Below are 18713 nucleotides of genomic sequence, written 5' to 3' on the forward strand. Positions count from 1 at the left end.
GGAGGCTTATGAAACACATATTTATTATCAATCCAGCAGCCGGTAAAGGTAAATTACAAGAGAATATAGAAAAATCAATACATCATGAGTTAAAGACAAAAAAAATCGACTATGAAGTATATATCAGTAAATCTAAAGGTGATATAAAAAACTTTATAACAAATAAATGTGAAGATAATGTACAGAGTGTTTTTTACGGCTGCGGCGGTGACGGAACCCTTCATGAAGTTGTAAATGCATGTATAGGATTCGAGAATACTTATATCGGGGTTATACCCTGCGGCTCAGGTAACGATTTTGTTAAGAACTTTGATAATCATGATTATTTTTACAATATAGATTCGCAAGTTAATGGAGAAGTGATAAATTTAGATTTAATCAGAGCTAAAGATAAATATGCAGTTTCTGTCTGTAATATCGGCTTTGATGCTGATGCAGCTTTCAGTATGCATAAATTTAAAAAGATTCCGTTCATAACCGGCTCAGGATGCTATATTATGTCTGTTATTTATAACTTATCTAAAAAATTAGGAAAAAAATTAGATGTAATAATTGATAATAATGAAGTTTTAAAAGGATCATTTCTGCTTGGAGTTGTTGCCAACGGTCATTCATACGGAGGTGGCTACAAATGTGCTCCCTTGGCTGAAATTAATGATGGTATCATGGATTTGTGCTTCGTAAGCAATATTTCCCGATTTAAAATCCTGAGCTTATTAAGCAGCTATAAAGAAGGTACACATCTTACAAATGAGAAGCTTAAAGATATCATAATATATAAAAAATGCAAACACGTTAAAATAAAAAGTAAAGAACCTATAAATATATGTATAGACGGAGAAAACTTTATACATGATGAGGTTGAACTTGAAGTAGTAAAAAACATACTTAAATTTTGGATTCCAAAAGGCGTCCGAGTACAAACAGGGCAATCCTTTGCAACCGCTCAGGATGAAAACAATTAAGAAGAGCTATTTTTGATTGAAAATCAATCAAAAATAGCTCTTCTTGTTTTTAGTCTTATACTGCTAAAATGTGCGATTTTCAATAATGAAAATTTTGGTTGATAAACTTATAAAAATTGGTTATAATGTTAGTAGGAAAGTCGGAAATTCCCACCACGAGAAGGGAGATGATAAAATATGATATCTGAATTAAGAGCAAAATCGCAAATTACAATACCAAAGGAACTTGTAGATAAATTAGGTCTGTCTGAAGGCGACAAATTAGAAATTTACGAAAAAGACGGTGTAATATGCATTATGCCGGTTGTAGTATATCCAAAGAAATATTTGGACGAACTTAGAGAAGAAATTGAAATAGCGAAATATAAAATCGCATCCGGCGAGCTTCCTGTATTTGATAGTGTTGATGTATTATTTGAAAAATTGGAGGAAAAATAATGTCCTACCAATTCACCTTTACACAGCGGTTTCAAAAGCATTTTAGTATGCTGACTGTTCAAGAAAAGAAACAACTTAAAAAGAAATTGGAATTGCTTGCAATAAATCCCGGACATCCTTCTTTGAGAACTAAAAAAATTCAAGGCACTAAAGATTTGTTCGAATGCAGCGTAAATATGAATATCCGCATTATTTGGTATTATGAAAATAATACTATGATTATCCTTGTAGACGTAGGTCACCATGATATTTTAAAACAGTTTTAAACATATCGGCAAAACCAGATAATTATAATTTATCTGGTTTTGCTTAATCAATGGATAATCTTTCGATTAAATTGTTATTTTTCATGATAGAGTTTACTACTACAGTACCTGCGATAGTTACTACCACAAACTCTCCTACCGCTACATAAAAAGCATTCAATAAAAACGGAGTATTAAATAAATAGGTTAATTCTAAGCCAACCAGCAAAGCGTTTGATACTACGGGTCCCAAGCTTGCAATTATAAGCGCTTTTTTATTGTAGCCTAAAATCTTTCTGACAGATACTATAAACATTATAGCCAGCAATGTTGCAAATGAACCAACGACTATGTCGATTACACCCAAAGGACTTGCAAGGTTTGCCAATGCACATCCTAATATTAAACCCGGACCATATTTAGGTTCTATAAATGCAAACAATACTAATATTTCCGATACTCTGAATTGTAATTGTTCGTAGCTCATCCATGCGAATGCATAGGTAAGAGCTGCATAACCGGCTGCTATAAGAGCAGTACGTGTTATGAATTGTATATTATTTTTTCTCATTAAAAAAACTCCTTTCGAATAACGAATTCTTAGGGAGCCACAAAAAAACTTGATTTTTTAAGTGGGTGCCAAGAAAACACTGTGTTATATTTGTTATGCAATTCACTAATACTAACCAATTATATTATATAATTATTTATTTTTCAAGTATTATTTTAAGTTTCTTACCCTCACTTTTGAAAAAACTTCATCATGAGTATATCTGATATCAGTCAAAGTTGCTCTTTATCTGCTTCATCCAACTTAAGTTCTATTTCATCTGTTAATTCTGCATATTTTTCTATACTTAATACAACCATAGAGTCATGTCCATTTTTTGTAAGGTACACAGGCTGTCCTTCTTTGATAACCATATCTTCAATTTCCGGAAACTTATTTCTTAAATCTGACACTGGTCTGATATGAATCATATTTTCACCTCATTGCATTATATTTTATCATTATTTTATCGTAAAATCAATATATTTTTTAAAGTCAGTCGTTTACACTGCAAAAATTAAAACAAAAGAGCCACATCTCTGTAGCTCTTCTAATTGGAAATATCTCCAAATTATACTTACAGTATAAGCGACCAACACCAAATATAAAATTTGGGTTGTCTGCTTATCTCTTGCTGAACTGTGAAGCTCTTCTTGCTTTTTTCAAACCATATTTCTTTCTTTCCTTCATTCTTGAATCTCTTGTCAAGAATCCGGCTTTTTTAAGAATTGGTCTTAATTCTTCATCAACCTGTAAAAGTGCTCTTGAAATACCGTGTCTGATTGCTCCTGCCTGACCTGTATATCCGCCACCCTTTACATTTACTAATACATCGTATTGACCCATAGTATCAGTAATCATTAACGGTTCTCTTACTAAAACTCTTAAAGTTTCATATTTAATATAATCATCTAATTCTCTTTTATTTATAAGGATTTTACCTGTTCCCGGTACCATTCTTACTCTTGCTATTGCTTTTTTTCTTCTGCCTGTGCCTCTGTATTGTACATCCATTTAATCGTCCTCCTCTCACTAAAACTCGTACACTTGTGGTTTTTGAGCTTGATGGTTATGCTCTGGACCTGCGTATACTTTAAGTTTCTTTAACATTTTTCTTCCAAGTGAATTTTTAGGAAGCATTCCCTTTACTGCAAGATAAACAGGTTGTGTCGGTTTAGCTTGGAATAAGTTTCTATAAGGAATCTCTTTCAATCCACCCGGATGAAGTGAGTGGTGTCTGTATAATTTTTGATCTAATTTTTTACCTGTCAATACAACTTTTTCAGCATTAACTATTATAACAAAGTCTCCTGTATCAACGTGTGGTGTATATGTTGCTTTATGTTTACCTCTTAATATCTTAGCAACTTCTGTTGCAAGTCTACCTAAAGTTTTTCCTTCGGCATCGATCACATACCATGCCCTTTCAACTTCATTAGGTTTAGCCAAGAAGCTTTTCATCATGTTTCCTCCTGTATTTCTGCTATTATACTATTAAAATTATAATATATCGAAAAAACCTAACTCCGGGGCATTGGAACGGTTTTTCTCTAATCTTATCATACCTATGATATTTTATACTAAAGCAAATGATAAGTCAATACTTTTTTGTTCAAATTATCTGCTTTTCATCTGTCATTGTAATTCACGTTCATTAAAAATAATCCCTGAGCATGTGCTGTCTGCCCTAAAAGTGTTCTGTCCTTATTAATTATTGCCTCTTCTATACAATTTATACTTTTAGTGCCTTTTCCTATATCTATTAAAGTTCCTGCTATAATTCTAACCATATTGTACAAAAATCCGTTCCCGTTTATGTAAAATCTGATTAATTGATTTTCTTTAATCAGTTTTGTTTCATAAACAGTCCTGATACTTGTTTTAACATCCGACCCGGCAGCCATAAAGCCTTTAAAGTCATGTGTTCCTACTAAATACTCTATAGCGACCTTCATTTTATCAAATTCTAACCTGACAGGAACAAAGCATGAATATCTGCTGTAAAAAGGATCCCAAACTCTATCATTATATATTTGATACATGTATGTTTTATCATGAGCATCAAATCTTGAATTAAATTCTATAGGAACATCCATTGAATCAACTATTCTTATATCGTTAGGTAAAACCGAATTTAACGCAATTCTTATTTTCTCTTCGGGAATATTAGTGTCCGCAGTAAAATTTGCAACCTGTCCTAATGCATGAACTCCGCTGTCAGTCCTTCCTGAACCGATTAAATTAACCTTTTGCTTCATTATGATACATATTGCATGTTCAATGGTTTCTTGTACTGTAGCTCTGTTTAACTGGGTCTGCCACCCATGATATTGTGTCCCGTCGTAGCTTATTTTTAGCTTTATATTTCTTACCATATCTTAATCATAATTATTGCTGCAAAATATACTATAAAAATCCCTGATGCAACAAAATCACCTTTTGATATTTTTAGTTGTCTCATACGTGTTCTGTTTTCTCCGCCTCTGTAGCATCTTGCTTCCATAGCCATAGCAAGCTCATCCGCACGTCTGAAAGCACTTATGAAAAGCGGAACAAGCAGCGGAACTAAGTTTTTGGCCCTGCTCATAATATTTCCGCTCTCAAAATCAGCACCTCTCGATTTTTGTGCCTTCATTATTTTCTCTGTTTCTTCCATTAATGTTGGTATGAAACGAAGAGCTATTGTCATCATCATGGCAAGCTCGTGTGCCGGCAGACCGAATCGTTTAAGCGGATTCAGCAAGCTTTCTATACCATCCGTCAATATAATCGGGGATGTAGTCAAAGTTAACAATGACGTTCCCATAATCAGAAGAGTAAGACGTATAGCCATAAAGCCGGCCTGTCTTATTCCTTCTTCAGTTATTTTTATAAAACCAACCTGAAAAATTATTTTACCGGGCGTCATTAATAGGTTAATAATAAAGGTTATTATTATTATCATTAAAATCGGCCTTAAGCCTTTTATAACAAATTTCAGCGGAACCTTAGACACCTTTATTGCTAAAGCTAAAAACAAACCGACTACTAAATAAGTTACAAAGCTTTCAATCAGAAATAAGGATATTATAAAAACAAATGTCATTATTATCTTAACCCTCGGATCAAGCTCATGAACAGGCGATTCCACCGGGTAATGCTGTCCTATAGTTAAATTTTTAAACATTTCTCTTCCTCACTTCTTTCAAAATTTCTTCCTTTGCCTCTTCAACAGTGAGTATATCTGACTTGATATTAAAGCCCTTTTTTCTAAGTTCATTGACTATTTCTGCAACCTGAGGCACACCAAGACCGATTTTTCTTAACTCTTCAGCCTGAGAATAGATTTCCTTAGGTATTCCTTCCATATGGATTTTGCCTTTATATAAAACTATTACTCTGTTTACTAACTTAGCTATATCCTCCATGCTGTGAGAAACTAAAATAACAGTTACATTGGCTTTTTCATGAAGAATTTTTATTTTTTCAAACAAGTCATTTCTGCCTGCGGGATCTAATCCGGCCGTTGGCTCATCCAATACTAAATAGCTTGGTTTCATTGCCAATACACCTGCAATTGCAACCCTTCGTTTTTGACCTCCCGACAAATCAAAAGGTGAAGCATCTTTTATTTTATTATAGTTAAAACCGACTAACTCCAAAGATTCCTTTACTCTTTTATCTATTTCATCCTGCGGTAATTTTAAGTTCATCGGACCAAAAGCAACATCCTTAGCAACAGTTTCTTCAAACAATTGATACTCAGGATATTGAAAAACAAGCCCGACGGTTTGACGCACCTTACTGAGAAGCTTTTTATCCTCTCCTACAGTTATCCCGTCAACTATTATTTTCCCCTCTGTAGGCTTTTCTAATCCGTTAAAAAGCTGAATAAGAGTAGATTTACCCGATCCTGTATGTCCTATTATACCGAGAAAGTCACCCTCTTTAACCTCTATGCTGATATCATCTAAAGCCACTGTTCTAAAGGGAGTACCTTCACTATAAACATACTTTATATTTTCTGCTTTTATTGACATAACAAATCCACCAATTCCTTTACGTCTATTATATCCGGAGGAATATTAATACCTTCCTTTACAAGCTCCTGAGCAAGCTCAGTAACCTGAGGAACATCCAATCCAAATTTCTTAATTTCGTCAATATTTCTAAACACTTCTTTTGGAGTGCCGTCTAATTTTATGTTGCCTTTATCTATTATTACAACTCTGTCCGCTTGTACTGCTTCATCCATATAATGAGTAATTAACAAAATTGTTTTTCCGTTTTTATTTAATTTTTTCAGAGTATCCATTACTTCTCTTCTGCCTGAAGGATCGAGCATTGCAGTCGGTTCATCCAACACAATGCAATCTGAATTTAAAGCAAGTATGCCTGCAATTGCTATTCTTTGTTTTTGACCGCCTGAAAGCATATGCGGGGGTCTTTTCCTATATTCATACATACCAACCGTATTTAAGGCATCATCTACTCTCCTCCTGATTTCAGAAGGTTCTACACCCTGATTTTCCGGTCCGAATGCGATATCCTCTTCCACAATAGTTGCAACAAGCTGATTATCCGGATTCTGAAATACCATTCCCGCTGCCTGCCTGATATCCCATAACTTTGAATCATCAGAGGTATCCATACCTTTTACATAAATTTTTCCTTCTGTAGGTAATAAAATAGAGTTCATCAGCTTGGCAAGCGTAGATTTTCCGGAACCGTTATGACCTATAATCGCAGTAAATTCACCCTGTCTTATTTCAAGATTAACCCCATCCAATGCATAAACATTGCTTTCTTTATCATATTTATATTTAACATTTTCAATTTTAATTATATTTTCAATCATATAAGCACCCGTATATTTATTTTCATACTGTTTTTTTTAATGCGGACAAATATTTGTCCGTAACATAAGAAAACAGTACTTACTAATTCACTTCAAGGGAACTAATTTAATGCGAATTAGTATTACTGCAATAAATAATAACATTATTCCAATAAATTTACAACATAAAAATTGACAGTACCACCTAACTGTCAATTTAACCCAATACTTTATATACACGCTTCACTTTTTTAATAAACTTACCGATTCAATTACCATTGCTACAACTGCCGTAATATAAACATAATCAGTATTAACCCGTACAAAGTACAGAACAACGACGGCTAAGCTTAATGTTATGACTATTATTCTGCTTATTACCTTGTATTTCTTTCTTTCATTTTTACTCAAAGGCTTATTTTCATTTTCTGTAGGTGCAAGTAAAAATACCATAATTATCGAAAATAAAATTCCAACAGCTAAAATTATTTCTCCGTATGCTATTAAATACGTATTACTTAAAGCTGATATTAAAAATATTATCAGTGTTACAGAAAAACATTCTATATGTGTCTTGGCATGATAACCGCCTGCATAAACCCTAAGCCCTGAGAAAAAAATCGTAAAAATTATAAGCTCCGCTATTTTTTCTATAATAAATGCAACTACAGTAAGAATACATATGTTAATTAGCAAGGACAATATTACTTCAAAACTGTATGCATATATTTCTTTATCATCGTCTGAAGAATTTAGCTTCAAGCTAATTTCTTCAGACAATAATGCAGATAGCTTTTTAATCATTTTTTAACAGGCACTGCGGAACTTTCGGTTGATTTACCCACAGTATACAGGTCGTCCCCATCGTTGTTTGAGCTGTAGCTACCAAAAGCATGGCAATACATGATAAAAAGGAAAAAGTTTTTTTCACTTTACATCCCTCCCTTTCAAACTTAACATTATAATACAACATAATTGTATATTATTCAACAATTTTTTACAAAATTGTCTAAACGGTCGATATCAACGTCTGAACGGTACAGCTGTATTTCAGCACTTTTTTTAAAATAATAATGCATAAAATATTATTTTATATTAAGCAAGCGAATGTATATTTATTAAATTTTCATTCAGCATTTGAATATTAATTTTAAAAACATTATCGTCACTGATAATTTCCATAAATCCATGATGTTTTTCCGCAATATTTTTTATACTTTTTAATCCGTAGCCGTGCTTTGTTTTATCCTCTTTGAGTGTTAAAAACCTATTACCTTTTTTCAACAATTCTCCTTTATATGGATTCTCTGATTGTATTATAAAATATTTATCAATCATGTTTATAGATAGGTTAATGTATTTTCCATCACATTTATTATTTGCTTCAATTGCATTATTCATTATATTATTTAAAATCCGGCAGATTTCTTCTTTGTCAATCAATATTTCGTTATCGTCCGTCAAATTGGTTTGCACTTTAACATCAATATTTTTAGAAATTGCTTCTTTTATTTTAAAATTCAAAAAAGACGTTATAATATTATCACTGTCTATTTGTTGAATAAGGTGTATATCCAGCTCCTTTAGCTTTTTTTCAATATGAGCATTGATTTTATCTCTTTGATCCAATTGATTATAGCCGTGAATAATGGCAAACTCTCCTCTCATATCATGTTTTAAAATTCTTATTTCCTCTAAAACAGAATTCACATCTGAGAAATATGTATTCTCCATTTTAATTTTCTGAAGCTCTAAATCACTTTTATTCTTTTCGTCCATATCTTTGATTATTCTATCGATCATAGCAATTGCTGTTATTGACAAAAGAGAAACACATGTGGTAAGTAAAGCTAAATATTTATTAACATTTTCATCAGTTTCAATGTTTACATTCATCCAAATAACAAATATTATTGTTGTAACAGTTAATAATAAAATAGTGCCTACCAAAAAATAATATTTATTATTAAGTGAGTTAAATTTATTTTTGTCGATTCTTTTTTTCATCATTAAATAAAAATAAACATACAAGGTTTGTGATATAACCATTACTTCAAATCTGGTAAAAGTTTGTTGTGATATTAACGGCATTTTAATTCCTGTTACCGATGTAACCAAGACAGCAGCCAAAAGCTCACATATACCCATTACAGTAATAAGCAATAATAAAATGGCAGCTTTTGAAAGTAAATTCCCTTCAAAAATTATTACAGAGCTTATGTAAATCAGAAAGATATATCCCAAATAATAAAAAGGATTTAAATCAATAGATATACTAAAATTTAAGATACATAGTACTACTATCATAGCAAGGATAAAAATTTCTACCATATACTTAAAACGGAATCTTTTTTTATAATATAAACTATACGTTTTAAAAATTACAAATACTTGAAGAAAGTTAACAAATATCTCTATTATGAACCATATAACCATTGTATCCACCACCTATTATTTTATTTTAAACTTGTTTATTAACTCAGACAGACAGCGTCTGCTTGCGTCTTCTTTGTTATCGTTGATGAAAATAATAATATTTTTATTAATCTCTTTTATATTATTAAAATTAACAAGGCATGATTTACTTGACCTTATAATATTCTCATTATCTGAAAGCTTTTTTTCAACGCTTTCAAGTGTTTGTGATACGATAATCTCTTTATTGTCTAAATAATAAATATGTAATTTCCTGTCTTCCTTCTTCCTTAATATGTGTGTAACATCATCAATAGGTATGCGGTGAATGATTCCCCTTATATCCTTTACATCTAAATAATTTAAGCTTCCTCCTAATTCAATAAGACATTCATCTAATACTTTTTCAATTATAGAAAAACTCACAGGCTTTAATAAATAGTTTCTCGCCCCGACGCTATAGGATTCATAGGCATATTCTTTATGTGATGTCAAATAGAATATAGTAGCTTTATCACTCATTTCTCTTATTTTCAAACCTGTTTCAATACCATTTATTTCGGGCATTTCCATATCTAAAAATATAATATCAAATTTGTTTTCCTTAAAAGCTTGTACCAGATCATGTCCTGAATTAAATGTACTCACTTCGCAATTCGTTCTATTATTAACAACTTTTTTTATGATTTCGGTAATAATTTCGCTATATTCCTTTGAATCATCACAAACAGCAATATTTATCGCCATATTTTCACATCCTACATTAGTATATATAATATTTTATCACAAATTGTAAATTATTCAATGAATAATTAATCATAATGTAATCGATTTACAATGGATAATAATACAGGGCATGAATTAAATTAACTTATAATAATTAAAAGCGTCAAAAAAAGCAATTTAATTTACTGAAATCAAATTGCTTTTTTTATACTTACAGTATAAGCGACCGACACCAAATCGGAGATTTGGGTCGTCTGCTTAACTATACTAATTCAATTATCGCCATTTCTGCTCCGTCGCCTCTGCGTGGTCCCAATTTAAGAATTCTGGTGTATCCACCGTTTCTTTCCTTGTATTTAGGAGCAACTTCTTCAAACAACTTACTTACAGCGTTTTTATCGTATAAATAAGCTGCTGCTTGACGTCTTGCATGTAGGTCTCCTCTTTTGCCAAGAGTGATAGTTCTTTCAGCTACTCTTCTTAATTCTTTAGCTCTTGTTACAGTAGTAACAATTCTGCCATGATTAATTAAGTCAGCTGTCATATTACGAAGCATCGCTACTCTGTGGTCAGACTTGAAACCAAGCTTTCTGTGACTACCCATGCTTAGTCCTCCTTTTACAGCTAATTATCATTTTTTCTAAGAGATAAACCTAATTCCTCAAGTTTCTTAGCTACCTCGTCTAAAGATTTCTTTCCAAGGTTTCTTACTTTCATCATGTCATCTTCTGACTTGTATGTAAGCTCCTCAACAGTATTTATTCCTGCTCTCTTCAGACAGTTGTAAGATCTAACTGACAAATCCAGTTCCTCTATCGTCATTTCTAAAACTTTTTCTTTTTCATCTTCTTCTTTTTCTACCATTATTTCAACGTCATTAACGTGGTCAGTCAATGATATAAATAAGTTTAGATGTTCATTTAATATTTTAGCCCCTAAAGAAACTGCTTCTTCAGGTTCAATTGTACCATTAGTCCATATCTCGATTGTCAGTTTGTCAAAATCTGTTCTGTTACCAACTCTGGTATCTTCAACAGTAAAGTTAACCTTTTTAACCGGTGTGTAGATAGAATCTATAGGTATTACGCCAATTGCTTGACTGTCCTTCTTATTTCTTTCTGCTACAACGTAACCTCTGCCCTGCTCCATTTCCATTTCGATAATGAGCTCAGAGCCTTCCTCCAAGGTTGCAATATGCAAATCTTCATTGATTATATCTACATCTGTTCCAGTTATAATATCTGCCGCAGTAACTACCTTTGGACCTTTAGCATCTATCAGAAGCTGTGCAGGCCCAGGTACGTTCATTTTTGCAGCAAGGTTCTTTATATTAAGAATTATTTCTGTAACATCTTCTCTTACTCCCGGTATTGTAGAGAATTCATGCAATACACCTTGTATATTAATTGATGTTACAGCTGCTCCAGGTAACGATGAAAGAAGTATTCTTCTGAGTGAATTTCCAAGTGTTGTTCCATAACCTCTTTCAAGTGGTTCAACTACTATTTTCCCATATGAGTTATCATCATTTTTTTCAATTAACGTAATATTAGGTTTTTCTATTTCTATCATCCCAACCCTCCTTAGATGTGATGTTTGCCGAGGGTAATAATTCTTAATTACTTATTACTTAGAATACAACTCGACAATCAGATGCTCTTCTATTGGTATTTCTATATCCTCTTTAGCAGGTTCAGCTATTATTCTGCCTGTAAAGTTTTCCGGTTCTACCTGCAGCCATTGTGGTGCAGTCTTTTTGTGGTTTTCAACTAAAGCTTTGAATTTATCTGAGCTTTGGCTTTTTTCTTTAATTTGTATAACATCGCCAACTTGTAAAATCATAGATGGAATATCTGACTTTTTACCGTTAACGGTAAAGTGGCCGTGAACTACCAATTGTCTTGCTTCAGGTCTTGAGCTCGCAAAACCTAATCTATAAATTACATTGTCAAATCTAAGCTCTAATAATTTCAATAAGTTACTACCTGTTTTTCCGGCCATTTTATCAGCCAATTTGAAATATTGTGCAAATTGTCCTTCTAAAACGCCATAATATTTTCTAACTTTTTGTTTTTCTCTTAACTGCATGCCATAGTTAGATAATTTTTTATTGTTTTGACCATGTTGTCCGGGAGCATAATTTCTTCTTCCGATTGAACACTTGTCAGTATAACATCTGTCGCCTTTAAAATATAACTTTAATCCTTCTCTTCTGCAAATTCTGCAGACAGGTCCAGTATATCTTGCCATCTTTTCACCTCGTTTCCATTATACTCTTCTACGTTTTGGTGGTCTGCAACCATTGTGTGGTATCGGAGTAACGTCTTTTATTAAATTAACTTCTAAGCCCGCCGCTTGCAAAGATCTGATTGCAGCTTCTCTGCCTGAGCCCGGTCCTTTAACGTATACTTCTACTGTTTTTAAGCCGTGTTCCATAGCTTTTTTTGCAGCTTCTTCAGCAACCATGCTTGCTGCATAAGGAGTAGATTTTCTTGAACCCTTGAAACCTAATTGGCCTGAACTTGCCCAGGAAATTGCATTTCCCTGCAAGTCTGTAAGAGTTACAAGTGTATTGTTAAAAGTTGACTTAATATGTGCCTGGCCTTTTTCAATATTTTTACGTTCTCTTTTTCTTACTCTTGTTACTTTTTGTTGTTTTTTAGCTGCCACTTAAGTCCCTCCTTTTACTTCTTAGATTTTTTTCCTGAAACTCTCTTCGGACCTTTTCGAGTTCTTGAATTATTCTTAGTGTTCTGTCCTCTGACAGGCAGTCCTTTTTTATGTCTTATTCCTCTGTAGCAGTTTATTTCTTTTAATCTCTTAATATTCAATGCTACTTCTCTTCTTAAGTCACCTTCTACCGGACGCTTATCTATTTCAGTTCTTAATTGTTGTATTTCATCTTCTGTCAGGTCTTTAACTCTTGTATCAGGGTTAATACCTGTTGTTTTTAAAATTTTGTTAGAAGTTGCTCTGCCAATACCAAATATATAAGTTAAACCTATTTCAACTCTTTTTTCTCTTGGCAAGTCAACACCAGCGATTCTGGCCATTAAGTTACACCTCCTACCTTCGTAGTTACTTAATATTTTATCAGCTTATTAGCCTTGTTTTTGTTTGTGCTTTGGATTTTGACAGATTACCATTACTTTTCCTTTTCTTCTGATAATCTTGCATTTTTCGCACATAGGTTTTACTGATGGTCTTACTTTCATTGTAATACCTCCTTACTTTTTCCTCCAGGTTATTCTTCCTCTTGTCAAATCATACGGTGATAATTCAACATTCACAGTATCTCCCGGAAGGATCCTGATATAGTTCATCCTCAGTTTTCCAGAAATATGCGCTAAAATCTGGTGCCCATTTTGAAGCTCAACTTTGAACATAGCATTAGGAAGTGCTTCCAGGACTTTCCCTTCGACTTCTATTACATCTTTCTTGGACATTGATCACTCAACCTCCATTTCTTTAGATACACTATGCGTATAAGGATTTAGTAACCTTCTAACATATGCATCATCTAAATTTTCATTACTTTGTAACTTATCTGCAAATTCTGTCAACACTGTATTATAAATCATTAAATGTTTCACTTTCTTCTTTTTGGGAGAACTTAGCTTTCTCAGATCTCCGTCACATACAAACACGAATTGTTCATCCAAAGTCCCGCATATAATAAAGACTCTGTCTTTATCTCTGCCTGCTTTTGATTTAACTATTTGACCAATTTTTAAATCTGTTGTTATTTCCAAAATATCACCCCTATAGCACGGTTAACAGCATCGGTTCCCCATCTGTAATTGCAACCGTGTGTTCATAGTGAGCCGACGGTTTACCGTCAACAGTCACTACTGTCCAGTCGTTGTCAAGTATTTTCACATTATATACTCCTGCATTAATCATCGGCTCGATAGCAAGGACCATACCTTCCTGCAGCCGCGGTCCCTTGTCCGGTCTTCCGAAATTAGGTATTTGCGGTGATTCATGCATCTTTTTACCAACTCCGTGACCTACGAAATCTCTTACTACAGAGAATCCCTTTGATTCAGCATGACTTTGTATTGCGTGGGAAATGTCAGATAATCTGTAATTTGTTGTAGCAAACTTTATACCTTCGTAAAAGCTTTGTCTCGTTGCTTCAACTAAACGCCTTTTTTCGTCATTAACTTCACCTACGAAAAAAGTCTTTGCACTGTCTCCTACATATCCCTCAAATGTTGCACCGATATCTATACTGACAATATCGCCTTCAATCAGCTTTCTGTCACTTGGAAATCCGTGCACCACCTCTTCATTTACAGAAGCACATATTGAAAATGGAAATCCGTTATAACCTTTAAATGTAGGTATTGCATTTTGAGATCTTAAAAATTCTTCAACTAATCGGTCAAGTTCTTTTGTTGTAACACCGGGTTTGATATTGTTCCTCACTAATTCATGAGCTTTTGCTACCAAACGGCCGGCTTTTCTCATTATTTCTATTTCTCTTTTTGTCTTGAGGATAATCATATTACTTATTCCTCATTTTTGCAACAATTTCTTTGCCAACCTCAGTTATAGGTTTTTCTCCGTTTATATTAACTATTATACCTTTTTTGGTGTAATAATCAATAAGTGGTTCTGTTTGCTCCTGATAAACATTGATTCTTTTTGTAACTGTTTCTTCAGCATCGTCTTTTCTCTGAAGAAGTTCGCCGCCGCAATTGTCGCATATTCCTTCTTTTGATGGCTTGTTGAATGATATATGAAATGTTTGACCGCAGTCCTTACATATTCTTCTTCCAACAGCTCTTTCAACAAGAAGTTCTTTTTTTACTATTATATTAATAACATAATCAAGCTTTTGGTTCATGCTGTTTAAAGCATTTTCAAGGGCATCTGCCTGAAAAATTGTTCTTGGAAATCCATCTAACAGAAATCCATTTTTGCAATCATCCTTAAGCAATCTGTCTTTTACTAATTCAATTGTCAATTCGTCAGGAACAAGTAAACCTTGATCCATGTATTCTTTTGCTTTTTTGCCTAAAGCTGTTCCTTCTTTAATATTCTGACGGAATATATCTCCCGTAGAAATATGTGGTATTGAAAATTCCTTTACAATTGTTTCTGCTTGAGTTCCCTTTCCGGCTCCCGGAGGTCCCAATAAAATTGCTCTCATTTTCCTTACCTCTCTTTATTTTAAAAATCCCTTGTAGTGTCTCATCAACATTTGTGCTTCTATTTGCTTCATCGTTTCAAGAGCAACACCTGTTACGATTAACAGTGATGTTCCACCAAAGTTTATATTTAAATTAGTGAACGAGAATACTAAAGTAGGTATTGTAGCAATTATTGCCAGTGCAATAGCTCCTGCTATTGTAATTCTGTTTAACACTCTGTTTAAATAGTCTGCAGTTGGTCTTCCCGGTCTGATTCCAGGTATAAAACCGCCATTTTCTTTCAGCGTATTTGAATATTCAAACGGATTGAATTGTACCGCTGTATAGAAATATGTGAAGAATATAATCAGTAATATATTTAATACTGTATAGATATATACTCCGGGGCTCTGAGCCACTGAGAAATATTTTTGTACATTTACTGCCATATTCGGGAAGAAAAATGCCAAGGTTTGTGGTATTGCCAAAAGTGTTGAAGCAAATATTACCGGCATAACTCCTGCCATTAATACTTTCATAGGAATATGCGTGCTTTGTCCGCCGTACATTTTTCTTCCTACTACTCTTTTAGCATATTGAACAGGGATTTTTCTTTCGCCTTGCTGAATTGCTATAACTCCAACTACTATTATTAATGCAAATATCAAGAATAATACAATTTCAATTATATTAACTGCTCCGTTTTGCATATTAAATATTACTGTTCCAACATCACTTGGATATCTTGAAATTATACCAATCATGATAATCAAAGATATACCGTTACCTATACCTTTTTCTGTTATTAACTCACCCAGCCACATCAGAAATGCTGTACCGGCTGTCAATACTATTACTACTGACAGAATTGATAAAAAGCTCTGATCTATTATTGCTGAATTGAAGAATCCAACAGCGTATGCAGTAGCTTGAATCAATGCAAGAACAACAGTAATGTATCTGGTCCACTGAGCCATTTTTTTCTTTCCGTCTTCACGTTTAAATATTTCTTCAAGCTTTGGAATGGCAATTGCCAATAGCTGAAGAATAATTGAAGATGTAATGTATGGATAAATATTTAATGCAAATATTGTAAAGTCCTTAAAAGCACCACCGGACATCATATCGAAGAAATCTAATAATCCTCCTGCAGTTCCTGCGAACATGTTACCTACAATCGCTCTGTCTATACCCGGAACAGGTATTACAGCGCCAAGTCGATATATTACAAGCATTAAAAAGGTAAATATCATTTTTTTTCTTAAATCAGGTATTTTCCATGCATTTCTTAAAGTTTCAAACAACTTAAATCACCTCAGCTTTTCCGCCGGCAGCTTCGATTTTTTCTACCGCTGATTTGCTGAATTTATGAGCTTTAACTGTAAGCTTCTTAGCAAGTTCACCGTTTCCGAGTATCTTCACACCATCAAGTTGTTTTTTTAATATACCCTCTGATTTAAGAAGTTCCGGAGTAATCTCTGCTCCATCTTCGAATTTGTTTAATACTTCAACATTTATTTCAGCAAATTGAGTACCAAAAATGTTCGTGAATCCTCTCTTTGGTAATCTTCTGTAAAGAGGCATCTGTCCTCCCTCAAATCCTGGTCTCACTCCACCGCCGGAACGTGATTTTTGTCCGTTCATACCTCTTCCGGCTGTCTTTCCTTGTCCTGTTGCAGTACCTCTACCTAACCTTTTTCTGTTTTTTGTACTACCAGGATTAGGTTTTAATTCATGAAGTTTCATCATTAACACCTCCTTATAGTATTATTCTATAACCTCTACCATGTGTTCTACTTTTCTGATCATTCCTCTTATTTGAGGAGTGTCTTCCTTTTCAATCACCTGGCCAATTTTTCTCAAACCTAAAGCTTTCATGTTTTTTACCTGGTTAGGTGTTTTAGCAATTATACTTTTAGTTTGTTTTATTTTTATCTTTGCCATAATTTTCACCTCTTAGCTATAAATTTCTTCTACAGATTTACCTCTGATTTTTGCTACATCTTCAGGCTTCTTAAGAAGTTTTAGAGCTTCAATTGTTGCATTAACTACATTTCTTGGATTGTTTGATCCTAATGATTTTGTTCTTATATCTCTTACTCCGGCTAATTCAAGTACCGCACGAACAGGGCCTCCTGCTATGATACCTGTACCTTCCTTAGCAGGTTTTATAAGAACTCTGCCTGCGCCATATCTGCCAATTATTTCATGTGGCACTGTTGTGTTAATCAGTGGCACTTCAATCATATTTTTCTTAGCATCCTGGATTGCTTTTCTGATGGCATCCGGAATTTCTATTGCTTTAGCCATTCCTATACCAACATGACCATTTTCGTCACCAACAACAACCAATACACTAAATCTAAAGTTTCTACCGCCTTTAACAACTTTAGTAACACGGTTGATGCTTATAACTTTCTCTTTAACATCCAGTTGGCTTGCATCTATACGTCCACGTTGTTCCATGACTAACCTCCTTATTAAAATTCAAGTCCGCTTTCTCTTGCTCCATCTGCAAGTAATTTTACTCTACCGTGATATAAATATCCGCCTCTGTCGAAAACTACCGCATTTATACCTTTATTTTTCGCTCTTTCTCCCACTGTCTTACCTACTAATTTTGCTGCATCTGTCTTAGTAAGCTCAGCTATCTGGTTAACCAACTCTTTATCTAATGTTGAAGCTGATGCAAGAGTTGTTCCTGTAGCATCGTCAATTACTTGAGCGTATATGTGCTTAGAGCTTTTAAAAATATTCAATCTTGGTCTCTCAGGAGTTCCTACGATTTTGTTTCTTATACTATAGTGTCTTTCTTTTCTTTTTTGATTTTTATCAATTTTTTTAAGCACTAATACTCACTCCTTTCATATATTACTTATTATTTACCAGTTTTACCTGCTTTACGTCTAACAACTTCATTAGAGTATTTAATTCCTTTACCCTTGTATGGTTCAGGTCTTCTCCAGTCTCTGATTACAGCCGCATAGTTTCCTACTTGCTGTTTATCTGTACCTTTAACTACTATTTTAGCTCCTTCAACTGCTGTTTCGATTCCTTTCGGATCTTCCATTTCAACAGGATGAGAGAACCCTAAGTTCAATACTAATTTATTTCCTTGCTTTTGTGCTCTATATCCAACACCTACGATTTCAAGCGTCTTAGAAAAACCCTCGGAAACTCCAACTACCATGTTGTTAATAAGAGTTCTTGTAAGTCCGTGAAGTGATCTGTGTTCTTTTTGATCATCAGGTCTTGAAACATTGATTACTGCGCCTTCTATTTCAATTTTCATTGACTTTGGCAACTGCTGTTCAAGCTGTCCTTTAGGACCTTTAACAACTGCATAATTGTGAGCATCGATTTTTACTTCAACATTTGCAGGTATATTTACAGGTTTAATACCTATTCTTGACATCTTAG

The 18713-nt window shown here is 33.7% G+C and carries 30 protein-coding genes and 1 pseudogene; 3 read left to right on the plus strand and 28 right to left on the minus strand.

Going from position 1 to position 18713, the window contains the following annotated elements; all coding sequences use genetic code 11:
* The first annotated feature begins 8 nt into the window (after positions 1-8).
* The 3 genes from RT412_RS14500 (at position 9) to RT412_RS14510 (ending at position 1669) form a co-directional block, all read left to right on the plus strand.
* Entirely contained in the window at positions 9-965 is a 957-nt protein-coding gene (locus tag RT412_RS14500; RefSeq protein ID WP_313342652.1) for a YegS/Rv2252/BmrU family lipid kinase, read from the plus strand.
* Positions 966-1142: 177 nt separating this feature from the next.
* The gene (locus RT412_RS14505) at positions 1143-1403 is read left to right on the plus strand and encodes an AbrB/MazE/SpoVT family DNA-binding domain-containing protein (RefSeq protein WP_313342654.1); all 261 of its coding nucleotides are present in this window, start codon (positions 1143-1145) and stop codon (positions 1401-1403) included.
* Entirely contained in the window at positions 1403-1669 is a 267-nt protein-coding gene (locus tag RT412_RS14510) for a type II toxin-antitoxin system RelE/ParE family toxin (RefSeq protein WP_313342657.1), read from the plus strand. The genes RT412_RS14505 and RT412_RS14510 overlap by 1 nt, the downstream gene beginning before the upstream one ends.
* A 43-nt stretch (positions 1670-1712) precedes the next feature.
* Here RT412_RS14510 and RT412_RS14515 read toward each other — a convergent pair whose 3' ends face one another.
* The 28 genes and pseudogenes from RT412_RS14515 to rplF all read right to left on the minus strand — a co-directional run bounded on the left by RT412_RS14515 (position 1713) and on the right by rplF (position 18708).
* On the minus strand, positions 1713-2219 hold the full coding sequence (locus RT412_RS14515) for a QueT transporter family protein (protein WP_313342659.1): 507 nt from the start codon (positions 2217-2219) through the stop codon (positions 1713-1715).
* Positions 2220-2369: 150 nt separating this feature from the next.
* Positions 2370-2629: pseudogene (locus RT412_RS14520) on the minus strand (type II toxin-antitoxin system Phd/YefM family antitoxin).
* 193 nt (positions 2630-2822) lie between these two features.
* Positions 2823-3212 (minus strand): 30S ribosomal protein S9, encoded by a 390-nt coding sequence (gene rpsI / locus RT412_RS14525; protein ID WP_313342661.1) that lies wholly within the window; start codon positions 3210-3212, stop codon positions 2823-2825.
* Between the two features lie 18 nt (positions 3213-3230).
* The gene (gene rplM / locus RT412_RS14530; protein ID WP_313342937.1) at positions 3231-3659 is read right to left on the minus strand and encodes a 50S ribosomal protein L13; all 429 of its coding nucleotides are present in this window, start codon (positions 3657-3659) and stop codon (positions 3231-3233) included.
* Between the two features lie 167 nt (positions 3660-3826).
* Positions 3827-4573 (minus strand): tRNA pseudouridine(38-40) synthase TruA, encoded by a 747-nt coding sequence (gene truA, locus RT412_RS14535; protein WP_313342663.1) that lies wholly within the window; start codon positions 4571-4573, stop codon positions 3827-3829.
* A complete protein-coding gene (locus RT412_RS14540; protein ID WP_313342665.1) occupies positions 4567-5364 on the minus strand; it encodes an energy-coupling factor transporter transmembrane component T in 798 nt (265 codons plus the stop codon). The genes truA and RT412_RS14540 overlap by 7 nt, the downstream gene beginning before the upstream one ends.
* Positions 5357-6217 carry an energy-coupling factor transporter ATPase gene (locus tag RT412_RS14545; protein ID WP_313342668.1) on the minus strand — a complete coding sequence of 287 codons (861 nt, stop codon included), beginning with the start codon at positions 6215-6217 and terminating at the stop codon, positions 5357-5359. Before RT412_RS14545 ends, RT412_RS14540 begins: the two co-directional genes overlap by 8 nt.
* The gene (locus tag RT412_RS14550) at positions 6208-7035 is read right to left on the minus strand and encodes an energy-coupling factor transporter ATPase (protein ID WP_313370496.1); all 828 of its coding nucleotides are present in this window, start codon (positions 7033-7035) and stop codon (positions 6208-6210) included. The genes RT412_RS14545 and RT412_RS14550 overlap by 10 nt, the downstream gene beginning before the upstream one ends.
* Before the next feature lie 222 nt (positions 7036-7257).
* On the minus strand, positions 7258-7818 hold the full coding sequence (locus RT412_RS14555; protein WP_313342675.1) for an accessory gene regulator B family protein: 561 nt from the start codon (positions 7816-7818) through the stop codon (positions 7258-7260).
* On the minus strand, positions 7811-7945 hold the full coding sequence (locus tag RT412_RS14560) for a cyclic lactone autoinducer peptide (protein WP_313342677.1): 135 nt from the start codon (positions 7943-7945) through the stop codon (positions 7811-7813). Before RT412_RS14560 ends, RT412_RS14555 begins: the two co-directional genes overlap by 8 nt.
* 164 nt (positions 7946-8109) lie before the next feature.
* Positions 8110-9450: a GHKL domain-containing protein gene (locus RT412_RS14565; protein WP_313413313.1), complete on the minus strand. Its 1341-nt coding sequence runs from the start codon at positions 9448-9450 to the stop codon at positions 8110-8112.
* A gap of 15 nt (positions 9451-9465) precedes the next feature.
* A complete protein-coding gene (locus tag RT412_RS14570) occupies positions 9466-10176 on the minus strand; it encodes a LytTR family DNA-binding domain-containing protein (protein ID WP_313342681.1) in 711 nt (236 codons plus the stop codon).
* Between the two features lie 241 nt (positions 10177-10417).
* On the minus strand, positions 10418-10759 hold the full coding sequence (rplQ, locus tag RT412_RS14575; RefSeq protein ID WP_179237919.1) for a 50S ribosomal protein L17: 342 nt from the start codon (positions 10757-10759) through the stop codon (positions 10418-10420).
* A gap of 20 nt (positions 10760-10779) precedes the next feature.
* Positions 10780-11727 (minus strand): DNA-directed RNA polymerase subunit alpha, encoded by a 948-nt coding sequence (locus tag RT412_RS14580; RefSeq protein ID WP_313342684.1) that lies wholly within the window; start codon positions 11725-11727, stop codon positions 10780-10782.
* Between the two features lie 54 nt (positions 11728-11781).
* On the minus strand, positions 11782-12405 hold the full coding sequence (gene rpsD / locus RT412_RS14585) for a 30S ribosomal protein S4 (RefSeq protein ID WP_313342687.1): 624 nt from the start codon (positions 12403-12405) through the stop codon (positions 11782-11784).
* An 18-nt stretch (positions 12406-12423) separates the two neighbouring features.
* Entirely contained in the window at positions 12424-12825 is a 402-nt protein-coding gene (gene rpsK / locus RT412_RS14590; RefSeq protein ID WP_213925113.1) for a 30S ribosomal protein S11, read from the minus strand.
* A gap of 14 nt (positions 12826-12839) precedes the next feature.
* The gene (rpsM, locus tag RT412_RS14595) at positions 12840-13208 is read right to left on the minus strand and encodes a 30S ribosomal protein S13 (protein WP_313342690.1); all 369 of its coding nucleotides are present in this window, start codon (positions 13206-13208) and stop codon (positions 12840-12842) included.
* 48 nt (positions 13209-13256) lie between these two features.
* The gene (gene rpmJ, locus RT412_RS14600; RefSeq protein WP_179237924.1) at positions 13257-13370 is read right to left on the minus strand and encodes a 50S ribosomal protein L36; all 114 of its coding nucleotides are present in this window, start codon (positions 13368-13370) and stop codon (positions 13257-13259) included.
* A 12-nt stretch (positions 13371-13382) separates the two neighbouring features.
* Positions 13383-13601 carry a translation initiation factor IF-1 gene (gene infA / locus RT412_RS14605; protein WP_179237925.1) on the minus strand — a complete coding sequence of 73 codons (219 nt, stop codon included), beginning with the start codon at positions 13599-13601 and terminating at the stop codon, positions 13383-13385.
* Positions 13602-13604: 3 nt separating this feature from the next.
* Positions 13605-13907, minus strand: coding sequence for a KOW domain-containing RNA-binding protein (locus RT412_RS14610; protein ID WP_313342694.1), 303 nt, complete (start codon positions 13905-13907; stop codon positions 13605-13607).
* Between the two features lie 10 nt (positions 13908-13917).
* Positions 13918-14664 (minus strand): type I methionyl aminopeptidase, encoded by a 747-nt coding sequence (gene map, locus RT412_RS14615; RefSeq protein ID WP_313342696.1) that lies wholly within the window; start codon positions 14662-14664, stop codon positions 13918-13920.
* A 1-nt stretch (position 14665) separates the two neighbouring features.
* Entirely contained in the window at positions 14666-15313 is a 648-nt protein-coding gene (locus RT412_RS14620) for an adenylate kinase (protein ID WP_313342699.1), read from the minus strand.
* Between the two features lie 15 nt (positions 15314-15328).
* A complete protein-coding gene (secY, locus tag RT412_RS14625; protein WP_313342702.1) occupies positions 15329-16597 on the minus strand; it encodes a preprotein translocase subunit SecY in 1269 nt (422 codons plus the stop codon).
* A 1-nt stretch (position 16598) separates the two neighbouring features.
* Complete coding sequence (rplO, locus tag RT412_RS14630; protein WP_179238018.1) at positions 16599-17039, minus strand: 50S ribosomal protein L15; 441 nt, start codon at positions 17037-17039, stop codon at positions 16599-16601.
* Positions 17040-17060: 21 nt separating this feature from the next.
* Positions 17061-17237, minus strand: coding sequence for a 50S ribosomal protein L30 (gene rpmD, locus RT412_RS14635; RefSeq protein WP_313342705.1), 177 nt, complete (start codon positions 17235-17237; stop codon positions 17061-17063).
* A 12-nt stretch (positions 17238-17249) separates the two neighbouring features.
* Complete coding sequence (gene rpsE / locus RT412_RS14640) at positions 17250-17759, minus strand: 30S ribosomal protein S5 (RefSeq protein ID WP_313342708.1); 510 nt, start codon at positions 17757-17759, stop codon at positions 17250-17252.
* A 14-nt stretch (positions 17760-17773) separates the two neighbouring features.
* Positions 17774-18142 carry a 50S ribosomal protein L18 gene (gene rplR, locus RT412_RS14645; protein WP_313342711.1) on the minus strand — a complete coding sequence of 123 codons (369 nt, stop codon included), beginning with the start codon at positions 18140-18142 and terminating at the stop codon, positions 17774-17776.
* 29 nt (positions 18143-18171) lie between these two features.
* Positions 18172-18708: a 50S ribosomal protein L6 gene (gene rplF, locus RT412_RS14650; RefSeq protein ID WP_313342714.1), complete on the minus strand. Its 537-nt coding sequence runs from the start codon at positions 18706-18708 to the stop codon at positions 18172-18174.
* Positions 18709-18713 lie beyond the last annotated feature (5 nt).

This window comes from Sedimentibacter sp. (genome assembly GCF_032080165.1).
Taxonomy (GTDB): Bacteria; Bacillota; Clostridia; order Tissierellales; family Sedimentibacteraceae; genus Sedimentibacter.

Excerpts from the sequence above, each read along its gene's own strand:
- RT412_RS14500 (WP_313342652.1), top strand. The coding sequence starts at position 9 with ATGAAACACATATTTATTATCAATCCAGCAGCCGGTAAAGGTAAATTA.
- RT412_RS14505 (WP_313342654.1), top strand. The coding sequence starts at position 1,143 with ATGATATCTGAATTAAGAGCAAAATCGCAAATTACAATACCAAAGGAA.
- RT412_RS14510 (WP_313342657.1), top strand. The coding sequence starts at position 1,403 with ATGTCCTACCAATTCACCTTTACACAGCGGTTTCAAAAGCATTTTAGT.
- RT412_RS14515 (WP_313342659.1), bottom strand. The coding sequence starts at position 2,219 with ATGAGAAAAAATAATATACAATTCATAACACGTACTGCTCTTATAGCA.
- rpsI (WP_313342661.1), bottom strand. The coding sequence starts at position 3,212 with ATGGATGTACAATACAGAGGCACAGGCAGAAGAAAAAAAGCAATAGCA.
- rplM (WP_313342937.1), bottom strand. The coding sequence starts at position 3,659 with ATGAAAAGCTTCTTGGCTAAACCTAATGAAGTTGAAAGGGCATGGTAT.
- truA (WP_313342663.1), bottom strand. The coding sequence starts at position 4,573 with ATGGTAAGAAATATAAAGCTAAAAATAAGCTACGACGGGACACAATAT.
- RT412_RS14540 (WP_313342665.1), bottom strand. The coding sequence starts at position 5,364 with ATGTTTAAAAATTTAACTATAGGACAGCATTACCCGGTGGAATCGCCT.
- RT412_RS14545 (WP_313342668.1), bottom strand. The coding sequence starts at position 6,217 with ATGTCAATAAAAGCAGAAAATATAAAGTATGTTTATAGTGAAGGTACT.
- RT412_RS14550 (WP_313370496.1), bottom strand. The coding sequence starts at position 7,035 with ATGATTGAAAATATAATTAAAATTGAAAATGTTAAATATAAATATGAT.
- RT412_RS14555 (WP_313342675.1), bottom strand. The coding sequence starts at position 7,818 with ATGATTAAAAAGCTATCTGCATTATTGTCTGAAGAAATTAGCTTGAAG.
- RT412_RS14565 (WP_313413313.1), bottom strand. The coding sequence starts at position 9,450 with ATGGTTATATGGTTCATAATAGAGATATTTGTTAACTTTCTTCAAGTA.
- RT412_RS14570 (WP_313342681.1), bottom strand. The coding sequence starts at position 10,176 with ATGGCGATAAATATTGCTGTTTGTGATGATTCAAAGGAATATAGCGAA.
- rplQ (WP_179237919.1), bottom strand. The coding sequence starts at position 10,759 with ATGGGTAGTCACAGAAAGCTTGGTTTCAAGTCTGACCACAGAGTAGCG.
- RT412_RS14580 (WP_313342684.1), bottom strand. The coding sequence starts at position 11,727 with ATGATAGAAATAGAAAAACCTAATATTACGTTAATTGAAAAAAATGAT.
- rpsD (WP_313342687.1), bottom strand. The coding sequence starts at position 12,405 with ATGGCAAGATATACTGGACCTGTCTGCAGAATTTGCAGAAGAGAAGGA.
- rpsM (WP_313342690.1), bottom strand. The coding sequence starts at position 13,208 with ATGGCCAGAATCGCTGGTGTTGACTTGCCAAGAGAAAAAAGAGTTGAA.
- rpmJ (WP_179237924.1), bottom strand. The coding sequence starts at position 13,370 with ATGAAAGTAAGACCATCAGTAAAACCTATGTGCGAAAAATGCAAGATT.
- infA (WP_179237925.1), bottom strand. The coding sequence starts at position 13,601 with ATGTCCAAGAAAGATGTAATAGAAGTCGAAGGGAAAGTCCTGGAAGCA.
- map (WP_313342696.1), bottom strand. The coding sequence starts at position 14,664 with ATGATTATCCTCAAGACAAAAAGAGAAATAGAAATAATGAGAAAAGCC.
- RT412_RS14620 (WP_313342699.1), bottom strand. The coding sequence starts at position 15,313 with ATGAGAGCAATTTTATTGGGACCTCCGGGAGCCGGAAAGGGAACTCAA.
- rplO (WP_179238018.1), bottom strand. The coding sequence starts at position 17,039 with ATGAAACTTCATGAATTAAAACCTAATCCTGGTAGTACAAAAAACAGA.
- rpmD (WP_313342705.1), bottom strand. The coding sequence starts at position 17,237 with ATGGCAAAGATAAAAATAAAACAAACTAAAAGTATAATTGCTAAAACA.
- rpsE (WP_313342708.1), bottom strand. The coding sequence starts at position 17,759 with ATGGAACAACGTGGACGTATAGATGCAAGCCAACTGGATGTTAAAGAG.
- rplF (WP_313342714.1), bottom strand. The coding sequence starts at position 18,708 with ATGTCAAGAATAGGTATTAAACCTGTAAATATACCTGCAAATGTTGAA.